Here is a 22,604-nt window from a genome sequence, read left to right as displayed (position 1 = left end):
GATCGGGAAGGTGCAGTCGATCACAGACCCAGTGTGACCTCAGCCCAGTGCATCGCGGTGCTGCCGCCCAGAAACTCGATCACGCGGGGTTCGATGGTCTCCGGCCGATCGGAGCCAGTGACAGCGGTCGCTGCGATCATGTCGCAACGTTCGTTGTAGACGACCGACACCAGCGTTTTGCCGGGAGCGCCACGTGAGTTGAGCGTGTAGGCGCGGCTGCGACCGTTCATCGACGCAATCCTGACGGGATGGCCGGAACCGCGTGGAGAGACTTCGCCCAGGAGAACGGTATCGCCCATGCGATCGAGGTCATCATCATCGGCGACGCCCGTCGTGCAATTGCAAAAGCCTATCTTGGCGCGCAGGTACAGCGTCACCTCGACACCGCAGTCGGAAGCCCTGCAGCGGAACGCCTTTCCCTTGCCCCATTGGTCGATCGAGAAGGGCCAGGTCACCTCGTGCCACACCGGCGTGGCGGAATTCGCGGCGGCATGCCGTGGCGCATGGAGCCACACGAGCGATGCCGCCAGCGCGCTTCCCAGCACGATTGCTGCGACGGCGATGGCGGCTGCCCTTCTCATCATTCCACCGTTCTCGTTCCGGGTCAGTTGCTGGCGAGGTATTGCTTCGCCGCCGCGACCTCGGGGCGTTCCGAATCGGCACTGGTCGTCAGCGTTACGAGCTGCTGACAGTTCTGTCGTGCCGCTTCCCTGTTACCAAGGGCTTCGGCCGCCTTGGCCGCCCCCGCGAACGCGTGCAGGCGGTTCGGCTCCTTCGCCTTGGTTGCCTCGAATGCGGCAAGCGCCTCCTTGGCCATGCCGCGATCGAGCAGCATGAAGCCGTAAAGCTCGCGCGCCGGTGCGAGCGGTCCGGGCGTGATCACGTGCTTTTCCGTCTTGTCCTCTGCATCCGCCGCGGCACTCATCGCATTGAGTGCCTCGTCATACTTGCCCTCGGCGTAAAGCACCCAGGCGACGCCGACCTGACGCTGGATGTCGACGATTCCGGACCAATAATTGTCCTTGGCGTCCTGCAGCTTTTCGCGCAATTCCGCCAGCTTCTGGATGTCGGCCTTGGCGGCTTCCGGTTGGCCGGAGCGTGCCGCGCCGAGGGCCCGGGCGAAATGCGTTACCGCCATCGCAAAGTTGAGGTTGCTCGGCCTGACCGGCAGCTGCGAGGCCCCCTCCCAATCGCCACGGTCGATCGCATAACGCGCCGGCGAAGCCGCCAGCGCGTAATCTGCCGCTGCGACCGTCGCCTTGAAGTCGGTCTCCTTGATCATGTCGTCGATGACGGCGCGCGCCTGCTTGTCCTGGCCGAGCTGCAGGTGAGCATAGACCATGTAGTCCTGCGCATGCAGGTAATTGCCGACCGACTTTTCGGCCATCGCGGCTTTCACGGAAGCGGTGTTGGAGTCGATCGATTCCTTCCAATAGCCGACGCGCGTGTAGATGTGGGAGGGCATGTGCTGGGCGTGCGGCGCGGCCGGCGCGATCTTGGCATAACGATTGGCGGCATCGAGCCCTTTCTGCGCCAGCGCCGGGTAGTCGTAGAGATGGATCAGATAATGCGTCACGCCCGGATGCATCGGCAGCCGCCTGGAGATCGGCTCGAGAATCGCCGCGCCTTTAATTTGCTGCGCGTAGGTCTTGTCGTTCAGATCCGCCGACGTATTGAGCGTAATGGCGTAGGCGATCTGGGCTTCGTCGTCGTCTGGATATTTGGCCGCGACGCGCGCCTGCGCGTCACGCAGCATGCGCATCCGCTGGACGTGAGGGATCTTGTCGTAATCGGCATACATCACCATCAGCGCATCGATGTAGTCGCGTTCTCGCTCGGTCGCGGCGCCGATCTCCTTGGCCTTCGTGATCGCGGCGAGGCCCGGCGCCAGGTTCGGCCTTGGAATCGCATTGTGCGGATTGTCCATGTAGGTGAGCGCAATGCCCCAATAGGCCATGCTGCATGTCGGGTCAGCCTTGATGGCTTCCTCGAAGATCTCCTTGGCGTTGGCGTACCAGTAGGAATGCTGGTAGCGCATCCCGCGATCGAAACGACGCTGGGCCACATCGTTGCAAGAGGTCTGGAAATGAACGCTGCCGAGCTGCTGATCTACATCGTCCTGCGCGACCAGAGCCTGTGGTCCTGATAGGCCGAGACCGGCTGCGATGACGAAGAACAGGGACTTCCGCATGGATCCCTCCCTTTGCCTGACACGCAATGAATTGGTCTTGATACCCCCTCACTATATGACGTTCGCGGTTTTTGCTGAACAGGTAAGTCGCGGCAGCGCAACTGACCCAGCGGCGCCTCGAAGTTGGCGAAACCAGTCCGAAGCCAAAGCCGTCGGAGTTCGATCCTTACGCGACCACCATTCAGGCCTCGGATCGCATCGCTACGCGATCGACAGAATCTCGATCTCTTGCGCGCCAGAACCCGCGACATCACCCACCGTCCTCCCGATCAGCGACTTCGCAACCGGTGCCACGAACGAGATCGATCCGGCCTTTGGATCCGCTTCGTCCTCGCCGACGATGCGATAGGTCTGCACGCGGCCGTCGGTGCGGCTGAAGGTCACGGTGCTGCCGAAGGCGACGACATCGGTCGACGCCGGGTCGGGAATGACCTGCGCCGTGCGCAGCCGTTCGGTCAGATAGCGAGCGTCGCGCAAGGGCACCGCAGACTGCCGGCGCTTTTCGTTGACGTCCTCGATGGCTTGCGCGGCTTCATAGGCCTCGCGCGCTTCGCGAAGCTGCGCCTGCAGCGCCTGCAAGCCTGCTTCCGTCACGAGGTTTGGATGAGGCGAGATCGGGCGATCCGGCAGCAGCGTCTCGGACGCGGTTTCGGCGCTTTCTTCCTTGGTAAAGGCGACGCTCAATTCAAAATCCTGTCGAACAGTTTCGGGCACGCGCTCGCGCCTCGCCCCACAGCGGGGAATCGCGCCGAACAGCGGCCGGTGATTGTCCCGGACTATATCTCAAGTTCGACGAAACGGCGCAGCTTGAAGACCAGGTCCGGCAGGGCTTGGCGGAACCGCGTCGCGTTCTGGAACGTGGTCGAGAACGGCGCGAAGGTGATCATCGCATTCCAGTGCTTGTAACCGTAGACCGTGACGGAGGCGCCGGTCGCCGGAAAATTCTCCAGCTTGCGCAGCTCGCCAAGCACGAGATCGGCAATCGCCTCGGCGGGAAGCAGCTTCTTGCCATCAGGCGTCGTCGTGATTTTCGCTGGCCGCTCGACCGGCTTCGCGGCAGCCGGCACGGCATCGGGCACAACGTCGGGCTCGGCCGGCGCAGGATGGGGGGTGGACGGCTCGACCAGGTCGAACCCGTTCGTCGGCGCTGTCGGCGGAACTTCGGTGAGCGGCGGCGGAGCACTGCTGTCTGCGCGCTTGTTGCCTCCCAGGATGCTGCTGATCATGGCCACAAGGCCAGCATCCTTCACGTCGTCGCTCATTTCTCCCCCCGGGCTTCGGCCTACTCTAGCACCGCTCTCGCAGACCGCCACTGGGGATGTATGGCCGGATTCCGCTTGGTTAAGGCGCTACGACAAGGCGTCACACCAAGGCCGTCACACGATCGCACCGGCGGCCCGACGTCCGATCACGTCGCCGCCGTGAGACCCGTCACCGCTTATCGAACGGAATGTACTGCTGGTACTGCTTGGGCACAGAGCTGCGGTAGCGCGCGGGCACGGTGCCGGTGTCGACCGAATGATCGATTTCCTGCTGCCGCGTCATCTTCTTCTTCGCCGGCTTCTTCGATGCGCTCTTCTTGGAGTCGGCCGGCTGGCTGGAGGTGTCGCCGGTCGCGGCCGGCGTTGTCGTCGTCGCTGGGGGCGCAGTGGTTGTCGCCGCAGGCGCTGCGGTTCCACCGGCGGCCGGCGCACTCTGGGCCAGCGCGAGCGGTATTTGCATGAAAAGCGCCAGCGCTGCTGTCGCAGCCAGCAAATATGACCTTTGCATTAGAATCTCCAAAATACCTGATCCGAATGAGACAAGCCTGATTCTCCGGGATCGACGCGTGCACGTCTTCTCACGATAGGCCGGACCCCCACCGCGAACTGTGGCGTAGATCACATTCCTGGCCGCCGGCTGCGTCATGATGTGCCACGTCGCGAACGCACGGCATTCCGCCGACACCAAGATAGGCATGACATGCCTCAGACGAGCCCGGCTCGCTGACGTTCCCGTCCACCCCTCTCGAAGGAGATTGAAATGCGTCGCATCATCCTCACTCTCGCATCGTTCGCCGCCCTGGTCGCCGTAGCATCCCCGGCCGCCCAGGCACATCCTGCAAACGATCGATATTGCCTGCAGGGACGCATGTGGGGCTATCCCGGCAACTGCCAGTTCGCGAGCTATCAGCAGTGCCTCGCCACCGCCTCCGGCACGTCGGCCTCTTGCGGCATCAATCCGCGCTACGCGTTCTCGCAGCAGTATGCCTACTGACGACATCGCGGCGTGCGCGCATGACGCGCACGCCGCCACACTTATTGCGTGAAGACGATCCACTTCGCCGACAGTCCGGCGAACTCACATGCGCGAAGCCGCTCGCGCATGCCGATGACGAGAATGTTATCCGTCATCGCTCCGGGAAAAATTTGCAAAGCGCGACCGCAGCTTGTTCGCAACGCTCCCTTTCGGAACATCATCGATGCCGCACAGTGTGTGAAGCAGATCGCTTGTGGCACCCAATCGCCTGATCTAGCGTGACATGCATATTCTGTTGCGAACAACTTTAGCTTTATTCGTTGCACGTCGTGACTTTTCAGGGAGGTGTTTTCAATGAGCAGCCGCCACAGCATTATTCCGCGCGGTCTGAACGCAACGCGTTCGCCGCTTTCCCAGGGCCGCTTCGGACGCATGTTCCGCAAGCTCACGCCGGCGAAATTCGGTCCGAACGACGCCGACAATGTCGCGAACCTTTCGGCGCTGGCCGACAAGATGGTCGCCGACTTCGATGGTCCGAAGGACGGGCCGGACGCGGAGGAGAGCGGCATTCCCGCGCTCTACACCTATTTCGGCCAGTTCATCGACCACGACATCACCTTCGATCCGGTCAGCTCGCTGACCAAGCAGCAGGACCCCGACGGGCTCGTCGACTTCCGCACGCCGTCGCTCGATCTGGACAATCTCTACGGCCGTGGTCCGAACGATCAGCCCTACATGTATGACGGCATCAAGTTCCGGCTCGGCGAGAAGCTGACCGGCGCGGGCGTACCCGATGCCAGCGACCTGCCACGCTTCAAGGGCCGCGCCCTGATCGGCGACCCCCGCAACGACGAGAACAGCATCGTCTCGCAGTTCCAGGCCTTGATGCTGCGCTTTCACAACCGCATGGTCGACGACAATGACAGCCTGTCGTTCGAGGAGGTGCAGCAGCGCGTCCGATTCCACTATCAATACGTCGTGCTGAACGACTTCCTGCCGCGCATCGTCCGCGCCAGCGTGCTGGACGAGCTGAAGACCGCGGGCCAGTACGACCGCAGCAAGCTCGCCCACTACCACTGGAAGACCTATCCATTCATGCCGGTGGAGTTCTCGGTTGCGGCCTACCGTCTCGGCCATTCCATGATCCGCCCCGGCTATCGGCTGAACGATGCGGACAACATGCTGTTGCCGATCTTCCCCGACCCCAACAATCCCGACAAAAATGCGCTGACCGGCTTCCGCGCCATGGGCCCCGGACGCGCCATGGATTGGGGCCGCTTCATCGATCTGGACACGCGCCCCTATGGCGTCGAGGACGACGACACCAATCCCGACAACAAGAAGCGGCTGCAGTTTGCCTATCGCATCGATGCGTCGCTGGTGGACCCGCTGCGCAAGCTGCCGCCGGAGGTCGCGTCCAATCCGTCGTCGTTGGCGTTGCGCAATCTCGAGCGCAGCTGGCGGCTCGGCCTGCCCTCGGGCCAGGCTGTCGCCAAGGCGATGAACCTGACGCCGCTGACGGATGATCAGATCATCGTCGGCAAGGCCGTCGACGAGCCCGGCGCGGGCGATCCGCAAACTGGGATCGCGAGCATCGCGAACGGGGTGTTTGCCGGCAATTGCCCGCTCTGGACCTACATCCTGGCCGAGGCGCGGCAATTCCAGACCGCGGTGACGATCCCGGCCACCGGCGCGCCGGCGACCGGAATCAACACGCCGCAGCTCGGCCCCGTCGGCGGTCGCATCGTGGCCGAGGTCTTCCTCGGCATGATGTTCGGCGATAATTCCTCCGTGCTGTCGCTCGACCCGCAATGGACGCCGGTGACCGGCTCCGGCTTCGCGCTGAAGGACCTCGTCGCCTACGCGCTCGGCCAGGGCGATCCGCTGCACTGAGGTGGTGACAGTTCACAAGAGGTCGTCATGCCCGGGCTTGTCCCGGGCATCCACGTTTTTTGCACTGCGTGACAAGGCGTGGATGGCCGGGACAAGCCCGGCCATGACGCTGTGGAGACGGTCTAATGCGCGGCCCCTAGACCGCTCTCCTCCAGCCGCGCCGCAAACCAGAGCGACAGCGGCTGATCGACGACGCCGCTGACATAGACCTCCGAAATCGTCACATGCTGCCTGTCCAGCACCAGCAGCACGCCGATCCAGTAGGCGAACCAGACATGCGCGTCGGTCATCGCCATCAGCTTGTGCTGGTCGTGGTCGAGCGAGGTGTGATTGCTCGCCTTGCGGATCTCGACGGCGAGCAGATTGTTCGGGATCTCGCGCTGATGCACGACGACATCGGGGTAGATCGATTTTCCCAGATGATCGTCGGTGGAGACGATCGTGCCGTGCGGCAGATGCAGCGTGCGCTCGCCGAGGCGGTCGTAGTTGCAATCGACTGACCAGCCGGAGAATTGCCGCTCCAGATAGACGGCGAAGCGGTGTGTCACCGCCCGCTCGCCGACGTCCTTCTCGAACAAGAAGCCTTCGTGGGCGTAGAAGTCCCGGAGCGCCGCGATCACCTTGTTCAGCTCGGTCTGCATCTTGCCCCCCGGCCCTCGGCGCTCCCTGATGCTGTGCCCTACATCTGGACTTCGATCAGCCGCGGCCCGGGCTCGGCGACGGCTTCGGCCAGAGCCTTGTTGAACTCTTCGGCATTGGTGACGGCGCGGCCGGGGACGCCCATGCCCTTCGCCAGCGCGACGAAGTCCAGCGTCGGACGGTCGAGCCGCAGCATGTCGTTGGCGCGCTGGCCGGGCTCGCCGGCGCCGACATTGTCGAACTCGCCGCGCAGGATCTGGTAGATGCGGTTGGCGAACACGATGGTGACGATGTTCAGGTTCTCTCTCGCCTGCGTCCAGAGCGACTGGATCGTGTACATCGCGCTGCCGTCGCCGACCATGGTGATCACCTTGCGGTCCGGACAGGCGATCGCGGCGCCGATCGACAGCGGCGTGGAGAAGCCGATCGAGCCGCCCATGTTCTGGAGCCAGTCGTGCGGAGCGGCCGCCGCCGTCGGCGGGAAGAAGCCGCGGCCGGTGGTCAGGGATTCGTCGACCATGATCGCGTTCTCGGGGATGGCGCATGCGATCGCCTGCGCGATCGAGGCGAAGGTCAGCGCGCCGGTCGGCTTCACCAGCTCAGCCAGGGCCTGCGGCTTGACGTCCTTTGCACTCGCCTTCACTGCGCCGGCCAGCGCTTCGAGCGCCGCGACCGAATTCTCGCCCCAGGAGGTCATGCGATGCACCTCGCAGCCCTCGGGCTTGAGCATGCTCGGCTTGTTCGGATAGGCGAAGAACGCCACCGGATCATCGGACTCGACCAGCACGATGTGTCGGAACTTCGCCAGCATCGGCAGCGCGTTCTCGATCACGTAATGAATGCGGTCGATCGAATAGCGGCCGCGGCCGCGCGCCATCTTGGGACGGAAGGTCGGGCCCATCACCGTGCAGCCGGTCTTGCCGGCGATACGCTCGGCCAGCGCCAAGCCCTGTTCGCTCAGCGCGCTGCCGGTCATCAGCAGCAGCGTACCCTCGCCGTCGCCGTGCAGGATCTTCGCGGCCCGTTCGACCGCCTGCGGCGAATAGCTGGCGCGCTGCTGCTCGGCCGGTACCTCGGCGATGCCATCGGCCTCGTTCCAGGCGGTGTCGGCGGGCAGGATCAGGGTCGCGATCTGTGGCGGTGCGCTCTTGGCGGCGGCGATCGCCGCGGCGCCGTCAGCTGCAACCGATTTGGAGTCCGGCGAGGTGCGGACCCAGGACGACATCGGCCGGGCCAGGCCCTCGATATCCGAAGTCAGCGGCGCGTTGTAGTCGATGTGGTAGACCGCATGCTGGCCGACGATGTTGACGATGCCGGAATTCGCCTTCTTGGCGTTGTGCAGATTGGCCAGGCCATTGGCCAGGCCGGGGCCGAGATGGAGCAGCGTCGAGGCGGGCGTGCCCTTCATGCGGAAATAGCCGTCGGCGGCCCCCGTCACCACGCCTTCGAACAGGCCGAGCACGCAGCGCATGCCCGGTACGCGATCGAGCGCCGCGACAAAATGCATCTCGGAGGTGCCTGGGTTGGTGAAGCAGACATCCACCCCACCCTTGACCATCGTCCGCACCAGGCTTTCCGCACCGTTCATCCCAAAGCTCCCTGCAACCGGCAATATTCAAATGTCCGGTCGATCAATCATTGTTCGCCGCCTCCGTCAAAGCAATAGCCGGCATCGCTGGCCTGCCCCGCGCGACGATGCGCTTGTTTGGCTAATGCTTTCAGGCAAATTAGCGTGGTTGCCGGTTTGGTAACGCCAAACGTTAAGGATGATCTCCTCACGGGCCCGTGGCTTGCGAAATGCCCGCAAATATGGCCTGTGACTTCAGTTGAATCCGATTTTTTGCTGGGGGAAACAATGATCCGATTTTTTGCCGCACCGATTGCCGCCATCGCATTGCTGTCGACCGCCGCCGGCGGCGCATTCGCCGAGGGGTTCGACTCGCGTGACATCATGGGCTTCGGTCCGAGCTTCTTCCGCGGCGGCTCGAGCCCGATCCCCCGCACCACGGTCTACTATAACGGCAATTACGCACCCGGCACGGTCGTGGTGAACACCAGCGAGCGCCGCCTCTATCTGGTACTCCAGAACGGCCAGGCGCTGCGCTACGGCATCGGCGTCGGCCGCGACGGCTTCCGCTGGGGCGGGGTGCACAGGATCACCGCCAAGAAGGAATGGCCGGACTGGACGCCGCCGTCGCAGATGCTGGCCCGCCGGCCGGACCTGCCGCGCCACATGAAAGGCGGCATCGAGAATCCGCTCGGCGCGCGCGCGATGTATCTGGGCTCGACGCTCTACCGCATCCACGGCTCCAACGAGCCGGAGACGATCGGCCAGGCCGTGTCCTCAGGCTGCTTCCGCATGACCAACGAGGACGTCAGCGATCTCTACAGCCGCGTCTCGGTCGGCACCAAGGTGGTCGTGCTCAACAACTAGCCGTCGGCGAACTGCGGGAACCCGCAGGGCGCGTGAATATGCGGTCTTGTGCGTCGCTTCCGAATGCGGCAGCGTCGGGTAGCAATGAGCGCATTGGCCCCGCCTTCGTCCGGCTTTCGCATCGCCCTGCTGGCACTCGCCACCTTCGCGTTCGTCCCTGACACCGCTACCATCGCCGTCGCGGGCGAATTGCCCGCGGTCGCCTCGCGCCAGCGCGCCGAGAAGAAGAGCTTTACCGACGGCGAGATCGTCGAAGGCTTTCTGAAGACTGCGTTCGGCGCCGAATACCACCTCGCCGGCCGCGTCGACCGCATCCGGAAATTCGACGGGCCGGTGCGCGTCTACGCCGAGAGCGAGCGCGCCGACCGCAAGACGCAGCTCGCCAAGGTCGTGGCCGACATCGGCAGGCGCGTGCAGCATCTCGACATCGCCATGATCGACACCAGCGAAGCCGCGAACGTGCGGGTGAAGCTGGTTCGCGACCGCGACCTGTTTCGGACGATCTCCAGCTTCTACGGCGCGGAGAAGGCGCGCGAGATCCGCACCTCGCTCGATCCGCAATGCCTGTCCGGCTTCCGCAAGAACGACAATTTCGAGATCGAGCATTCCGACGTGATCCTCACCGTCGACAACGGCGATTTCACCTTTCTCGACTGCGCCTATGAGGAACTGCTGCAATCGCTCGGCCCGATCAACGACACCGCGAGCGTGCCGTGGACCATGTTCAACGACAATGTGTCGATGGGCTATTTCGACGTCTACGACCAGTACATCCTTAACCTGCTCTACGATCCTCGCATCAAGCCCGGCATGACCGTGCAGGAGGTCAGGGCGGTGCTGCCCAAGGTGCTCGCCGATGTGCGCGCCTGGGTGAAGCGCGTGAATGATCTGAAGGAGTGAGGTGCGTCTTACCCTCGCCTGGAGGGTAAGCAAGGCCCCACGACGCACTTCCTACCACCCATTGATCCGCGGCCAGACCGCGCTGACTCCGCCTTCACCATCCAGCACCTGATAGCGATCATATTGTGCGCCGGTCGCGCAGGCGTGGTTGGTGAGGATGCGGACGCGGGAGCCGATGGGGAGGTCGGGCAGCGCGGCATTCGAGCCTTTGCGCAAGCCGATGATGCCGTGCTCCTGGTTGGCGTCGGTGACGATGAGGTCCGGGTACGGTTTCCCAGCGAGATCGCAGACCACGCCATAACCCTGGTCGAGCGCCTGTTTCGCCGTGCCGCGGTCGCGCGACAGCGCCATCCAGCCGGCATCAGCGATGATCCAGCCCTTTGCCTTCTGATGTCCGATCACGGTCGCGAGCACAGAGAGCGCGATGTCGCCCACTTCAACCGAGCTGACGCCGGCCTGATAGAGATCGCCGAACATGAAGACGCCGGCGCGCACCTCGGTAATGCCGGTCAGGTCGCGCACATAACGCGCGGTCGGTGTCGCGCCGACGCTGACGACGGGACAGGGCAGACCTGCGCTGCGCAAGGCGTTCGCCGCAGTCACGGCGGCAATGCGTTCCGCTTCTGCCGCATCCGCGATGGCTGCGGGATCGTTCAGTGCGTAGCTGTCGCCAGCGTGCAGCAGCACGCCGCGCAAGGTCGCGCCACCTGCGACCAGACGCTTGCCGATGGCGACCAGCGTTGCCGCGTCGGTCGGAGCGACGCCGGAGCGATGGCCGTCCGCGTCGACCTCGATCAATGCAGGGATGGCTTCGCCGGTTCGCGCGGCATGTGCGGCGACGGCGTCGGCCTGCTCCAGACTGTCGAGGATCACGGCAAGATCGGCGCCGGTGGCGCGGATGGCGGAGACGCGCGCGAGCTTCGCGGGTGCGATGCCGACGGCGTAGATCATGTCGCGCACGCCGCCGGCCGCGAAATATTCGGCCTCGCGCAGTGTCGAGACCGTGGCCGGCCCAGTGGCCGAGATCATCGCGATGCGGGCGACGTCCAGCGATTTTGCGGTCTTCAGATGCGGGCGGAAGGCCACGCCGAGAGGCGCGAGGTGCGCCTTCATCCGCGCGACATTGGCGCGGAGCCGCTGCTCGTCGAGCAGCAGGCAGGGCGTTTCGAGGTCCAACAGATTAGCGGGCATCGGCATACACCGTGGCGCGCGACACCCCGAGATGGGCCGCGATGATGTCCGAGGATCGACGTACCTGCATGCAGCCGGCGTCCCGCAATTCGTGCAGCAGCGCGCGGCGATCTTCGGTGTTGAGCGCGCGGGGCGTGGTGGCGCGGCGCCCGGCGAACTGGTCGATATGGGCGCGGATGGCGTCCGCGCCGACGGGGAGGAGCTGCTCGCGTGGGCTGTTGTTCGCATCGACGCTGACGAACTGGCCGATGGCGCTCTGCAAGCCCTGGAACAGCGTCAGGTCGACGTTGAGGCAGAGCGCGGCAACGTAAGAACCGTCCGCACCCCTGATACCGATGGAGGTGCTCTTGGCCTGCCTTCCGTCGGCAAAGCTGTTGGCGTAGTTCGAAATCACCTGCGCGTAGTCGGGGTCGGCGATGCGGGCGAGGCCAAGCTCGGTCGCGCCCTGGCCGACCTTGCGTCCCGACAGATTGTTGTGAATGGCGACGATCGCCTGTTTGGGGTCAGTGAGATCGTGCAGCACGACTTCGCAGAACGGCGCAAAGGTCTCGCCCAGACCTTGCGCGATCTGCCGCAACTGATCGAACAACAATTTTTGCTCGGCGGTCGCCTTGCTCGACGCAGTGAATTTGGCTCGGCCCATCGCCCGCCCCTACTGCACGAGATCGGCGACAGTGGTTGCGGCCTTCAGCCCCGTACCGGTGAGGACCGCGACCGTGGTCTCGTTCGCCTTGATCGCTCCAGCAGCCGAGAGCTTTTCCAGCGCAGCGGCCGCGCTGGCGCTGGTTGGCTCCGCGAACAGGCCCTGCCGCGCAAGACGACGCAAGGCTGCGACGATCTCGTCCTCGGTGAGCGCAACGGTGCCGCCGCCACTCTCGCGCAGGGCGCCGATGATCTCACGCAGCCGCAGCGGATTCTTGATCGCGGTGCCCTCGGCGATGGTTTTGTTCACCTCACGCGCGACAGGCGTGTCGACACCGGCCTTGAAGCTTGCATCGATCGGCGAACAATTTTGCGGCTGCGCCGCGAACAGGCGCGGCAGCTTTGCGATCTGGCCGGCTTTCAACAACTCGCGGAAGCCGAAGGCGCAGCCGAGCAGGCTGCTGCCGGCGCCGACGGGGACGATGACGTTGTCGGGCGCGCAAAAACCAAAATCTTCCCAGATTTCATAGGCGAGCGATTTGGTGCCTTCGAGAAAGAACGGCTGCCAGTTGTGGCTGGCGTAAAAGGTCTGGCTCGACTGGCGAATGGCCTCGGCTTCCGACTCCTCGCGCGGGCCCTCGACGAGCTGCACCGTCGCGCCATAGGCGCGCACCTGCGCGATCTTGGCCGGCGATGTCGAGGCGGGCGCCAGAATCTTCACGCGCATGCCGCCGGCGGCTCCTAATCCCGCCATCGACGAGCCGCCATTGCCGGAGGAGTCTTCGAGTATTGCGTCGACGCCGATCTGCCGCAGGAAGGACAGCATCACCGCCGAGCCGCGATCCTTGAAGCTGCCGGTGGGGTTGAACCATTCGAGCTTGAAGAACGGGCGCAGGTCACCCCAGGCCTGTTGAACCAGCGGCGTGCAGCCTTCGCCGAGCGAGATCGGCTTTGCGATCTCGACCGGCAGCGCCGCCCTGTAGCGCCAGAGCGAGCGCGCGCGGCCGTCGATGTCCTCGCGCGAGATCCCCGCCCCCGGCGTCACCAGAAGCGGCGTGCGCTCGTCCGAGCACCAGCGCGGCTGGTCGAGCGCGTAGAGCTTTCCATTACGGGGGTCGATGTAGCTGGCGGCGGGCATGGCGGACTCCGGGGCGAGGCGACTTATACATTTTGTCTGATTATATACGTTTTGTACAGTCTTGGCGCACGGCCACCGCAACGTCCTCTTGAAATCATGAAAAATAAAATTACTTCAATTGCTTAGAGGCGTCACACGGGTCGGACGGAAAGGTTTGGCCAGAGCGAAAGTGCGGCCTTCGGGCGAGCCGGACCGGCTCGTAGATGACGGGAATTTGGCAATGATCGCCTGCCCGGCGCGGCACCATTAACTTGTCTGTCGTCGCCAGCCGCTACAATATGTTGGATTGAGCTTGCAGCGCCGGTGTTCGGCACCGGCAACGCAGGTGAGCCAGGCCCGTCCGAGCGGCGGGCCGTTGGCTTTTTGGGAGCCTGGACATGAGCCGCGCGAACCGTACCGATCACATCCGCCTGACCTCCCATCCGGAGCCGGGCAAAAAGGCCGCGTTTCCGATTCACTGGGGCGCAGCCGACGCGCGCGCCCGGGGGCCGATCATCGGCACGGTGTCGCGCGCCGGGGATCGCAACGTGATCGGCAGCCATGGCGGCTCCTACGCCATGTACCGGGCGCTCGCGGTGTCGGCCGGCGCGCTCGATCCGATCCGCCGGCCCGACCTCACCAACACCTTTCCGGCCGCGACCATCGGCCCGTTTGAGCAATGGCGCGATCCCGACAAGATCGTCGCGCTCGATCCCTGGGGGCATCTCGTCGCGGAGAATTTTGGCAAGGACATCGCCGAGGGCGTCGATATCCGTCCAAGCATCGCAGTGACGCGCGCGCGGCTCGACCTGCCGGAGATCCGCGAGGCGCTCGCCGCAAAACGGCTGCGCGCCGACGGCGAGGTCGTGCATGCCAATGGCAGCGTGTCGGTGGTGAAGATCGCGATCGATCCGGTCTGGTACCTGCCGGGCCTTGCGACGCGCTTCGGCACCGGCGAGACCGAGCTGCGGCGCACGCTGTTCGAGCAGACCGCCGGCATGTTCCCCGAGCTCGTCACCCGGCCGGACATGAAGGTGTTCCTGCCGCCGATCGGCGGCACCACCGTCTACATGTTCGGCGATGTGACTAAACTGCCGGACCACCGCACCAAGATCACCTGCCGCGTGCATGACGAGTGCAACGGCTCCGACGTGTTCGGCTCCGACATCTGCACCTGCCGCCCCTATCTCATCCACGGCATCGAGGAATCCGCGCGCGGCGCGCAGGAGGGCGGGCTCGGGCTCGTCATCTACAACCGCAAGGAAGGCCGCGCGCTCGGCGAGGTCACCAAGTTCCTGGTCTACAATGCGCGCAAGCGCCAGGAGGACGGCGACGCGGCGGCCGCCTATTTCGAGCGCACCGAATGCGTCGCCGGCGTCCAGGACGCGCGCTTCCAGCAATTGATGCCGGATACGATCCACTGGCTCGGCCTGAAGCGCATCGACCGTTTCCTGTCGATGAGCGACATGAAGCATGACGCGCTGACCTCGCAGGGCATCGACATCGTCGAGCGCGTGCCGATCCCGCCGGAGCTGATCCCGGCCGACGCCTATGTCGAGATCGCCGCGAAAAAGGCTGCCGGCTATTACTCGACCGACATCGCGCCGGAGAAGGACGTGAATGGCGTGGTCGGGCGCTCGCTGGAAAAGTACTGATCGCGCGATGGCGGAGGCTTTGGAACAACAGGCCCGCTCCCTGCTCAGCGCAGGAGCGGTTCGCGCGCGTGCCGCAAAAATGCTTGAGATCGGTCTCGCCGGCGGGCTCCGGCACTTCACGATCGACCTCGACCGCATGGATGGTGTGGCGGAGGCCGTGATCGCGGTCACGCGCAAGGCCTATCCGACGCTGGACATCCCCTTCCATGCCCGCTGGCGGCATTTCGTGCTTGGCGGCGTCGATCGCTGGGCGGGCCTTGCCTACAACGTATCGTGGCCGGATCGCGCGGTACGCGCGCGCGCCGAGTTCGACCTCGCCATCGTCAGCGTGCTGCTCGACGCTGGTGCGGGAGCCACGTGGCGCTATCGCGACGCCGGGACCGGCGAAAGTATCGGCCGATCCGAAGGGCTTGCCATCGCAAGCCTCGACATGTTTGCAGGCGGGCTCTTCTCCGGCGATGCGCGTGCGCCGTTCAGGGCCGATGCAGACGTGCTGGTGAAACTACCCCTGGCCTCCCTCACCTCGGCCTTTCAGGTGAACGATGCCAATCCGCTGCTCGGTCTCGACGGACGCACTGATCTGCTGCGACGTCTGGGCAAGCTGGTTGCGGAGCGCGCGGACATCTTCGGCCTGCACGATACGCCGCGGCCAGGCGGCCTGTTCGATCACATCGCGGCGCAGGCTGTGGGCGGCGCGGTCGCCGCGTCCATCATCCTGTCCGCAGTGCTGAACCAGCTTGGACCGATCTGGCCGTCACGGCTCGAGCTCGCCGGAATTCCGCTCGGTGATTGCTGGCGTCATCCTGCCATCGAGGCGGACGACGCAACGGCAGGCCTCGTACCCCTGCACAAGCTGTCGCAATGGCTGAGCTATTCGCTGATCGAACCGCTGCAACGCGCCGGCTTTGACGTCACCGACATCGACGGCCTGACCGGGCTCGCCGAATACCGCAATGGCGGCCTGTTCGTCGATCACGAGGTGCTGCGCCTGCGCGATCCCGCCGATGCCGAGCGCGCGCATGCGGTCGATTCCCTGCTCGTGGTGGAGTGGCGCGCGCTCACCGTCGCGCTGCTCGACCGGCTTGCGGGCAGCATCCGCGCCAGGCTCGGCCGCACGCCCGAGACCTTGCCCCTCGCGAGCATTCTCGAAGGTGGCAGCTGGGCTGCCGGCCGCGCCATCGCCTTCGCGCGCCGGCCGGACGGCGCACCGCCGCTCAAGGTGATCAGCGACGGTACTGTTTTCTAACCCTCTCCCTTGTGGGAAAGGGTGGCTTCGCGAAAGCGAAGCCGGGTGAGGGGTTGTCTCCGCGAGAGCATCTCTCATTGGAGTTCGTGGAGAGAGACCCCTCATCCGGCGCCGTAGCCGATGCGGGGCATCGGCGTTCTTAAGAACGGCGGCCCAAGGGCCGCCTATGCCACCTTCTCCCACAAGGGGAGAAGGGAAGAAGCAACGGCCCGTCGCGTTTCACCCAAGTGCATTTCGTTAGGAGCGTTTCATGGAAGGCGTCACGATCGTCGATCATCCGCTGGTGCAGCACAAGCTGACGCTGGTGCGGGACAAATCCATCTCGACCAAGTCCTTCCGCGAGCTGATCAAGGAGATCGGCATGCTGCTGTGCTACGAGATCACGCGGGATCTGCCGCTCGCCGATACCGTCATCGAGACGCCGCTGGCGACGATGCATTCGGCCAAGATCGCCGGCAAGAAGCTGGTGTTCGTGCCAATGCTGCGCGCCGGCACGACCTTCGTCGACGGCATGATGGATCTGGTGCCGACCGCGCGCGTCGCCCATATCGGCCTCTACCGCGAGCCGCTCAGTTTTGCCGCGGTCGAGTATTTCTTCAAATCGCCGTCCGATCTCAGCGAGCGCCTGGCGATCGTGGTGACCCCGGTGGTCGCGACCGCCAACACGGCCGTCGCCGCAATCGACCGGCTGAAGGAGCGCGGCGCCAGGGACATCCGGCTCGCCTGCCTGATCGCGGCCCCTGAAGGGCTCGAACGGCTGCGCGGACTGCACCCCGACGTTCCGATCTGGACGGCCGCGGTGGACGAAGGTCTCGACGAGAACGGCTTTATCCTGCCGGGCCTCGGCGATGCCGGCGACCGCGCTTACGGGAGGCGGTAGGCGCGGAGCTCTTTTTTTGACGCGTTTTCTTCACGCGAACCGGTCGCCACTTCGCTCGAAAACGCTCTAGATCTTCCCGCTGCCGCAAATCAGCTTGAGCGACTGCCATTCCTTGTCCGTCAGCAGCGGCGGGCCGCTGGCGGGACGATCTTCCTTCGTCATGCGCGCGAGGCGGTCTTCGGTGAGCGGGTGGCTCGCCAGGATCGTGGTGAGGCCGGAGCCGCCTTCCTTGCCGGTGATGCGGAACATCAATTCGGCCGCGGGCTTCGGCGAGCGGCCGAGCTTGTGCATGATCTCGATCGCGAACGTATCGGCAGCGGTCTCGGCCTCGCGCGAATAGGAGGCTTCGACCACGCTGCGCGAGGCGAAGATCACGGCGGAGGAGCCGGTGACGTCGCCGAACAACAGGCCGATCAGGAACGATGTGCCGCCGTTGTAGATCAGCCCGCGCATGTTGTCGTAATGCTTGAGATGGCCGAGCTCGTGGGCAAGGATGCCGGCGAGCTCGTCGGGGTTTACGGCCTTGTCGACCAGGCCCCTCAGCACGTACACCTTGCCGCCGGGCAGCGCGAATGCATTCGGCACCGAGGTCGGCAGCACACCGGCCGTCATGGAATCGTCGTCGAGGCCGGCGGCATCGCGCAGAAGATTGACCAGTTTTGTGAACGCGGCCTTGCCCGCGGGGTCTTCGCACGCTTTGCGGCCGAAGATGGTTTTCACCTGGACTTCGGAGGCGTCGCCGATGCGCCGTTCGATCGGCTTGGGCACCAGCGGCGCGAGCCGGTCGGCAGCGAGCGGCACACCGAACAGCACGACGCAAACGATGGAGACGGCGGCGGCCACCGACCAGCCGACGATTTTTGCGACACCGCGGCGCGACGTCTGGTGCTCGTCGAGACGCATGCAGCGGGCGGTCACGTCGGCGGCGAGCGCGGCGTCGCGAATTTCAAGCCGCGCCAGCGGCGGCGCGGATGTCGAGGCCAGGCGCAATATCCCGGCCGGACTGTCGGCGCGGCGAATGTCGGCATAGGTCCAGCGAACCGGCGCTCCACCCTCCTCGACGATGTCGAGCGCGTCACCGAGCGCCAGCGACACCTCGCGCCTGCGGCTCGACACGCCGTCGAAGAAGATCGTCGGCTTGGCGGACTGCGCTGGAACCTCGGTGGACAACTCACTCACAAATCAGAATCCCGCGACATCGAGCCCATCGGCAAAACCTTCGCCGAGCGCGCTGGCAAGCTCACCGCTGCCGCGCACATCCGCCGCGGCTCCGATGTTGTGCACCTCGACGGTTTCCAGAACCTTGGCCCAGAGATCGCGCTGCAGATAGACCCGCATGACGATGTTGATCGCTAGCGCCACGGCGAAATAGCCGATGACCATCATGATCAGCATCGGGATGCTCTTGCCGGCATTTCCGGAGCCGAAGACCTGATCAGCCGGAACGCCGCTCAGCTGGACGACGAGTAAGGCGCCACCGCCCATATAGGCGGCGAAAATGGTCGAAAGCAGCATCCACCAGCCGATCACTTTCCAGTACAGGCCGTAGAACGCGTTGTGCGGCAACTCCGAGGACAGGCTGACACCGCCGATGCGGATGCCATCGAGCCACCAGCGCCATTCACGTGCCTTGAACTCGGCATAGAAGAACGGGGCGAGCGGGAAGATCACGAGTGCGATCGGGCTCAAGAGCCACAGCCACCAGCCGCGCTTGAAGAAGGTCCAGCCGTCGCCTTCGAAGTCGCCGGAGAGATCGCCGTAATGGGTGTGCCGCATCTTGTAGCGTTCGAGCGACGCCTCGCGCCAGGGCAGCGCCAGGCCGAGGGTGAGGAACACCAGCAGGCCCCACGCCATGGCGCGGAACGAATAGGCCCAGCCCGAACCGTCCATCCAGAACCGGACGCCGCGCCAGACCGTGCGCGTCAGGCGATAGCGCCGCGCGCGAAAAATCGCGAACTGGCCGAAGGCATAGAAGCTGATGAACAGCGGCGTCGAGGCAAAGCCCTGCCAGCGCTCGAACTCGATGCCGATGAGAAAATAAGCGAGGTAGATCGGCACCAGGATCGCGAGCGCGAACAGGAAGCCGACCAGCAGCTCCTTGGCCCGGCCGGTGTATTCGGCGGCATCGCCGTCGACCGCGGTGTTCGTCCACAAATGACGGCGGATGTCGGTGACCAGCCAGAACCGGTAGAAGCCGAAGGTGACGAGCTCAAGCATGGCACCCTTGGTGACCATTTTGCGGAACTCGGAGCGGTTGCCGGTGAAGTCGACCCGCGTGGGCGGCAGCGGCGGGGGTAAGGGTTCGGAGCCGATGGGGGCCCATTGCATGTCGTTCACGGCGGCAACCTCGGGGTGCGGACCTGATACGGTCAAACTATAGATCAGAGATTTGGTCGATCCCCAAGATGGCTGGGTTCGATTTACCTCGATTTCTCGCATGATTCCGCAGGCGCGGGGGTGCGGGAGATCACGTTGACACATCTGCGTGACGATTGCTGATGCGTAGCCCGGATGGAGCGGAGCGCAATCCGGGACAGCGCCAATGGCGGCCCGAATCCCGGATTTCGCTCCGCTCCATCCGGGCTACGCATCTAGCCACCTCTCGCAAAGGTTGGATGTGGCAAAAGTCTCCCTTGCTCCGACGCAGACAACCGGCTGTAATTGCAAATCAAATACCGCAGCGCAGAATTCAACGAGAACGCGCGGTTCATGTCAGGGAGAGCGGTCATGCATGGGACCATCGAGAGCGCGGCGAAGCTCGACGAGCTACGCGCGCGCGCCACGTCACTGCCGCTGGAGCAGTTCGATCCGGGCGATCCCGAGTTGTTCAGGACGGATACGTTCTGGCCGTATTTCGATCGGCTGCGCCGCGAAGATCCCGTGCACTATTGCAAGGACTCGATGTTCGGGCCGTACTGGTCAGTGACGCGCTACAGCGACATCATGGAGATCGAGACCAACCATTCGGTGTTCTCCTCGGCCTCCGCGCTCGGCGGCATCACGATCCGCGACATCGACCCGGACCTGCGCCGCGAGAGTTTCATCTCGATGGATCCGCCACGCCACGCGGCGCAGCGCAAGACCGTGGCGCCGATGTTCACCCCGACGCATCTGGACAATCTCGCGCTCAGCATCCGCGAGCGCTCCGCCGAGTGCCTCGACAATCTGCCGCGCGGCGAGGTGTTCGACTGGGTCGACAAGGTCTCGATCGAGCTCACCACGCAGATGCTCGCGGTGCTGTTCGACTTTCCCTGGGAGGACCGCCGCAAGCTGACGCGCTGGTCTGATATCGCCACCACCATTCCCGGGCCGGACGGCCTCGTCGCCACCGAAGACGAACGGCAGGCCGAGCTGACGGAATGCGCGGGCTATTTCGCGCGACTGTGGAAGGAACGCATCGAGCAGCCGCCGAAGAGCGACCTGCTGTCGATGATGGCGCATGGCGCCGCGACGCGCGACATGGATGCAAAAAACTTCCTCGGCAATCTCATCCTTTTGATCGTCGGCGGCAACGACACCACCCGCAACACGATGTCGGGATCGATCTACGCGCTGAGCCAGCATCCGGAGCAGTATCGCAAGCTGCGCGAGAACCCCGGCCTGCTCGACAGTTTCGTGCCGGAGGTGATCCGCTGGCAGACGCCACTGGCGCATATGCGGCGCACGGCGCTTGCCGACTTCGAGTTCCGCGGCAAGCAGATCAAGCAAGGTGACAAGGTCGTGATGTGGTACGTCTCGGGCAACCGCGACGAGGAAGCGATCGAAAAGCCCTACGATTTCATCATCGACCGCGCCCGCCCGCGCACGCATCTGTCCTTCGGCTTCGGCATTCACCGTTGCGTCGGCTTGCGGCTTGCCGAACTTCAGCTCAAGATTATCTGGGAAGAGATCCTCAAGCGCTTCGACCATATCGACGTGGTCGGCGAACCAAAACGGGTCTATTCGAGTTTCGTAAAGGGACTTGAAACCTTGCCGGTGAAGATCACGGCGTGAGATCACTCCCTCTCCCCGCTTGCGGGGAGAAAGAGAAACACTGGAGCTACTACCATGAACATCCAGACTCCGGTCAAAACCGACAACGCCGAACGCATGCGCAGGGCCCGCGAGGAGGCCTATGCGACGCCGCTGGCGCAATTCCACCCCGGCGCACCCAGGCTGTTCCAGGACCACACCTTGTGGCCGTGGTTCGAGCGGCTGCGCAAGGAAGAGCCGGTGCATTACTGCACCAATGCGCCGATCGAGCCGTACTGGTCGGTGGTGAAGTACAACGACATCATGCATGTCGACACCAGTCACGGCATCTTCTCCTCGGACTCGACGCTCGGCGGCATCGGGATCCGCGACGTGCCGCAGGGCTATGACTGGCCGAGCTTCATCGCGATGGACCAGCCGCAGCACTCGGCGCAGCGCAAGACGGTGTCGCCGATGTTCACGCCGACGCATCTGGACGAGCTGGCAAAACTGATCCGCCAGCGCTCGCAGACCGTGCTCGACAACCTGCCGCGCAACGAGACCTTCAATTTCGTCGAGCGCGTCTCGATCGAGCTGACGACGCAGATGCTGGCAACCCTGTTCGACTTCCCCTGGGACGAGCGGCGCAAGTTGACGCGCTGGTCCGATGTCGCAACCGCGCTGCCCAAGAGCGGCATCGTCGCCTCCGCCGAAGAGCGCCGCCGCGAGATGGACGAATGCTACGCCTACATGTCCAAGCTCTGGAACGAGCGCGTCAACTCCGCGCCGCGCAACGATTTGCTATCGCTGATGGCGCATAACGACGCGACGCGTTTCATGGACCCCGACAATCTCATGGGCAACATTATCCTGCTCATCGTCGGCGGCAACGACACCACGCGCAACACCATGAGCGGCTCGGTGCTGGCGCTGAGCGAGAACCCGGACCAGTTCGACAAGCTGCGCGCCAATCCAGAGCTGATCGACTCCATGGTGCCCGAGGTGATCCGCTGGCAGACGCCGCTGGCGCATATGCGGCGCACCGCGCTACAGGACACCGAAATCGGCGGCAAGCATATCAAGAAGGGTGACCGCGTCGTGATGTGGTACGTCTCGGGCAACCGCGACGAGGAGATGTTCGAGAAGCCGAACGACTTCATCATCGACCGCCCGCGGCCGCGCACCCATCTCTCGTTCGGCTTCGGCATCCACCGCTGCGTCGGCATGCGCCTCGCCGAGTTGCAGCTGCGGATCGTCTGGGAGGAGATGCTGAAGCGCTTCGACCGGATCGAGGTGGTCGGCGAGCCGAAGCGGATCTATTCGAGCTTCATCAAGGGGTATGAGTCGTTGCCGGTGAGGATTCCCGGGTAGGCGTGCTCTAGGGACTACCTTAAGGCAAGCGGCCTCGCCAATCTCTGCTGTCATGCCCCGCGCAGGCGGGGCATCCAGTACGCCGCGGCTCCTCGATTCTAGCCGCGCCGCCTCTGGAATACTGGATCGCCCGCCTTCGCGGGCGATGACACCGAGTGTAGGGCGAAGAGTGTACTCCTAACGCTCGAGGAGCGCGCCCCAGCTATAAAATTCTGGCATGACAGCTCGCTCAAGATGCGAAGGGCCAGCTGCGGGC

At 64.5% G+C, this 22,604-nt stretch carries 21 protein-coding genes; 9 read left to right on the top strand and 12 right to left on the bottom strand.

Annotation, left to right across the window (positions count from 1 at the left end; all coding sequences use genetic code 11):
• Positions 1-20: 20 nt before the first annotated feature.
• From QJT78_RS17820 to QJT78_RS17800, 5 genes are all read right to left on the bottom strand, one after another.
• A complete protein-coding gene (locus tag QJT78_RS17820) occupies positions 21-584 on the bottom strand; it encodes a hypothetical protein (protein ID WP_028151242.1) in 564 nt (187 codons plus the stop codon).
• A 20-nt stretch (positions 585-604) separates the two neighbouring features.
• Entirely contained in the window at positions 605-2,191 is a 1,587-nt protein-coding gene (locus tag QJT78_RS17815; protein WP_028151243.1) for a hypothetical protein, read from the bottom strand.
• A gap of 201 nt (positions 2,192-2,392) precedes the next feature.
• Positions 2,393-2,875 (bottom strand): transcription elongation factor GreA, encoded by a 483-nt coding sequence (gene greA, locus QJT78_RS17810; protein ID WP_028151244.1) that lies wholly within the window; start codon positions 2,873-2,875, stop codon positions 2,393-2,395.
• Between the two features lie 92 nt (positions 2,876-2,967).
• The gene (locus QJT78_RS17805) at positions 2,968-3,453 is read right to left on the bottom strand and encodes a hypothetical protein (protein ID WP_028151245.1); all 486 of its coding nucleotides are present in this window, start codon (positions 3,451-3,453) and stop codon (positions 2,968-2,970) included.
• Between the two features lie 169 nt (positions 3,454-3,622).
• Positions 3,623-3,961: a hypothetical protein gene (locus QJT78_RS17800; protein WP_028151246.1), complete on the bottom strand. Its 339-nt coding sequence runs from the start codon at positions 3,959-3,961 to the stop codon at positions 3,623-3,625.
• Between the two features lie 252 nt (positions 3,962-4,213).
• On the opposite strand from QJT78_RS17800, the gene QJT78_RS17795 reads away from it, so the two are divergent.
• Both QJT78_RS17795 and QJT78_RS17790 read left to right on the top strand, forming a co-directional pair.
• The gene (locus tag QJT78_RS17795; RefSeq protein WP_028151247.1) at positions 4,214-4,447 is read left to right on the top strand and encodes a DUF3551 domain-containing protein; all 234 of its coding nucleotides are present in this window, start codon (positions 4,214-4,216) and stop codon (positions 4,445-4,447) included.
• Positions 4,448-4,783: 336 nt separating this feature from the next.
• Positions 4,784-6,322 carry a heme peroxidase family protein gene (locus tag QJT78_RS17790; RefSeq protein WP_028151248.1) on the top strand — a complete coding sequence of 513 codons (1,539 nt, stop codon included), beginning with the start codon at positions 4,784-4,786 and terminating at the stop codon, positions 6,320-6,322.
• Between the two features lie 122 nt (positions 6,323-6,444).
• Here the strand turns inward: QJT78_RS17790 and QJT78_RS17785 are convergent, their stop codons facing one another.
• Together QJT78_RS17785 and QJT78_RS17780 are read right to left on the bottom strand one after the other, a co-directional pair.
• The gene (locus QJT78_RS17785) at positions 6,445-6,963 is read right to left on the bottom strand and encodes a hypothetical protein (protein ID WP_028151249.1); all 519 of its coding nucleotides are present in this window, start codon (positions 6,961-6,963) and stop codon (positions 6,445-6,447) included.
• Between the two features lie 38 nt (positions 6,964-7,001).
• Positions 7,002-8,549, bottom strand: coding sequence for an acetolactate synthase large subunit (locus QJT78_RS17780; RefSeq protein WP_028151250.1), 1,548 nt, complete (start codon positions 8,547-8,549; stop codon positions 7,002-7,004).
• A 267-nt stretch (positions 8,550-8,816) separates the two neighbouring features.
• Here QJT78_RS17780 and QJT78_RS17775 point away from each other — a divergent pair, with 267 nt between their 5' ends.
• Both QJT78_RS17775 and QJT78_RS17770 read left to right on the top strand, forming a co-directional pair.
• Complete coding sequence (locus QJT78_RS17775) at positions 8,817-9,395, top strand: L,D-transpeptidase (RefSeq protein ID WP_014492306.1); 579 nt, start codon at positions 8,817-8,819, stop codon at positions 9,393-9,395.
• A gap of 84 nt (positions 9,396-9,479) precedes the next feature.
• Complete coding sequence (locus tag QJT78_RS17770; protein WP_028151251.1) at positions 9,480-10,295, top strand: DUF2927 domain-containing protein; 816 nt, start codon at positions 9,480-9,482, stop codon at positions 10,293-10,295.
• A gap of 51 nt (positions 10,296-10,346) precedes the next feature.
• Here QJT78_RS17770 and QJT78_RS17765 read toward each other — a convergent pair whose 3' ends face one another.
• From QJT78_RS17765 to QJT78_RS17755, 3 genes are read right to left on the bottom strand one after another with little or no spacing between them, the layout of a single operon-like run.
• Positions 10,347-11,486, bottom strand: coding sequence for an alanine racemase (locus QJT78_RS17765; RefSeq protein ID WP_240537565.1), 1,140 nt, complete (start codon positions 11,484-11,486; stop codon positions 10,347-10,349).
• Positions 11,476-12,129 (bottom strand): PAS domain-containing protein, encoded by a 654-nt coding sequence (locus tag QJT78_RS17760; RefSeq protein WP_028151253.1) that lies wholly within the window; start codon positions 12,127-12,129, stop codon positions 11,476-11,478. Before QJT78_RS17760 ends, QJT78_RS17765 begins: the two co-directional genes overlap by 11 nt.
• A gap of 9 nt (positions 12,130-12,138) precedes the next feature.
• Positions 12,139-13,266 (bottom strand): threonine synthase, encoded by a 1,128-nt coding sequence (locus tag QJT78_RS17755; RefSeq protein WP_028151254.1) that lies wholly within the window; start codon positions 13,264-13,266, stop codon positions 12,139-12,141.
• Positions 13,267-13,643: 377 nt separating this feature from the next.
• Here QJT78_RS17755 and QJT78_RS17750 point away from each other — a divergent pair, with 377 nt between their 5' ends.
• The 3 genes from QJT78_RS17750 to upp all read left to right on the top strand — a co-directional run bounded on the left by QJT78_RS17750 (position 13,644) and on the right by upp (position 17,026).
• Entirely contained in the window at positions 13,644-14,900 is a 1,257-nt protein-coding gene (locus tag QJT78_RS17750) for a GTP cyclohydrolase II (protein ID WP_014492301.1), read from the top strand.
• Between the two features lie 7 nt (positions 14,901-14,907).
• The gene (locus QJT78_RS17745) at positions 14,908-16,146 is read left to right on the top strand and encodes a URC4/urg3 family protein (protein ID WP_028151255.1); all 1,239 of its coding nucleotides are present in this window, start codon (positions 14,908-14,910) and stop codon (positions 16,144-16,146) included.
• A gap of 250 nt (positions 16,147-16,396) precedes the next feature.
• The gene (gene upp / locus QJT78_RS17740; protein WP_038942954.1) at positions 16,397-17,026 is read left to right on the top strand and encodes a uracil phosphoribosyltransferase; all 630 of its coding nucleotides are present in this window, start codon (positions 16,397-16,399) and stop codon (positions 17,024-17,026) included.
• Positions 17,027-17,092: 66 nt separating this feature from the next.
• On the opposite strand, the gene QJT78_RS17735 is transcribed toward upp, so the two are convergent.
• Both QJT78_RS17735 and QJT78_RS17730 read right to left on the bottom strand, forming a co-directional pair.
• Positions 17,093-18,205, bottom strand: coding sequence for a M48 family metallopeptidase (locus QJT78_RS17735; RefSeq protein ID WP_028151257.1), 1,113 nt, complete (start codon positions 18,203-18,205; stop codon positions 17,093-17,095).
• A 3-nt stretch (positions 18,206-18,208) separates the two neighbouring features.
• Entirely contained in the window at positions 18,209-19,354 is a 1,146-nt protein-coding gene (locus QJT78_RS17730; RefSeq protein WP_028151258.1) for a YjgN family protein, read from the bottom strand.
• Positions 19,355-19,753: 399 nt separating this feature from the next.
• Between QJT78_RS17730 and QJT78_RS17725 the strand changes: the two genes are divergently transcribed.
• Together QJT78_RS17725 and QJT78_RS17720 are read left to right on the top strand one after the other, a co-directional pair.
• Positions 19,754-21,019: a cytochrome P450 gene (locus QJT78_RS17725; protein WP_028151259.1), complete on the top strand. Its 1,266-nt coding sequence runs from the start codon at positions 19,754-19,756 to the stop codon at positions 21,017-21,019.
• Between the two features lie 54 nt (positions 21,020-21,073).
• Positions 21,074-22,348 (top strand): cytochrome P450, encoded by a 1,275-nt coding sequence (locus QJT78_RS17720; RefSeq protein WP_028151260.1) that lies wholly within the window; start codon positions 21,074-21,076, stop codon positions 22,346-22,348.
• Positions 22,349-22,604: the final 256 nt, after the last annotated feature.

Origin of the sequence: Bradyrhizobium sp. Mp27 (assembly GCF_029953005.1) — a bacterium.
GTDB classification, from domain to species: domain Bacteria; phylum Pseudomonadota; class Alphaproteobacteria; order Rhizobiales; family Xanthobacteraceae; genus Bradyrhizobium; species Bradyrhizobium barranii.
This window is presented reverse-complemented; position numbering and strand designations above follow the sequence as displayed.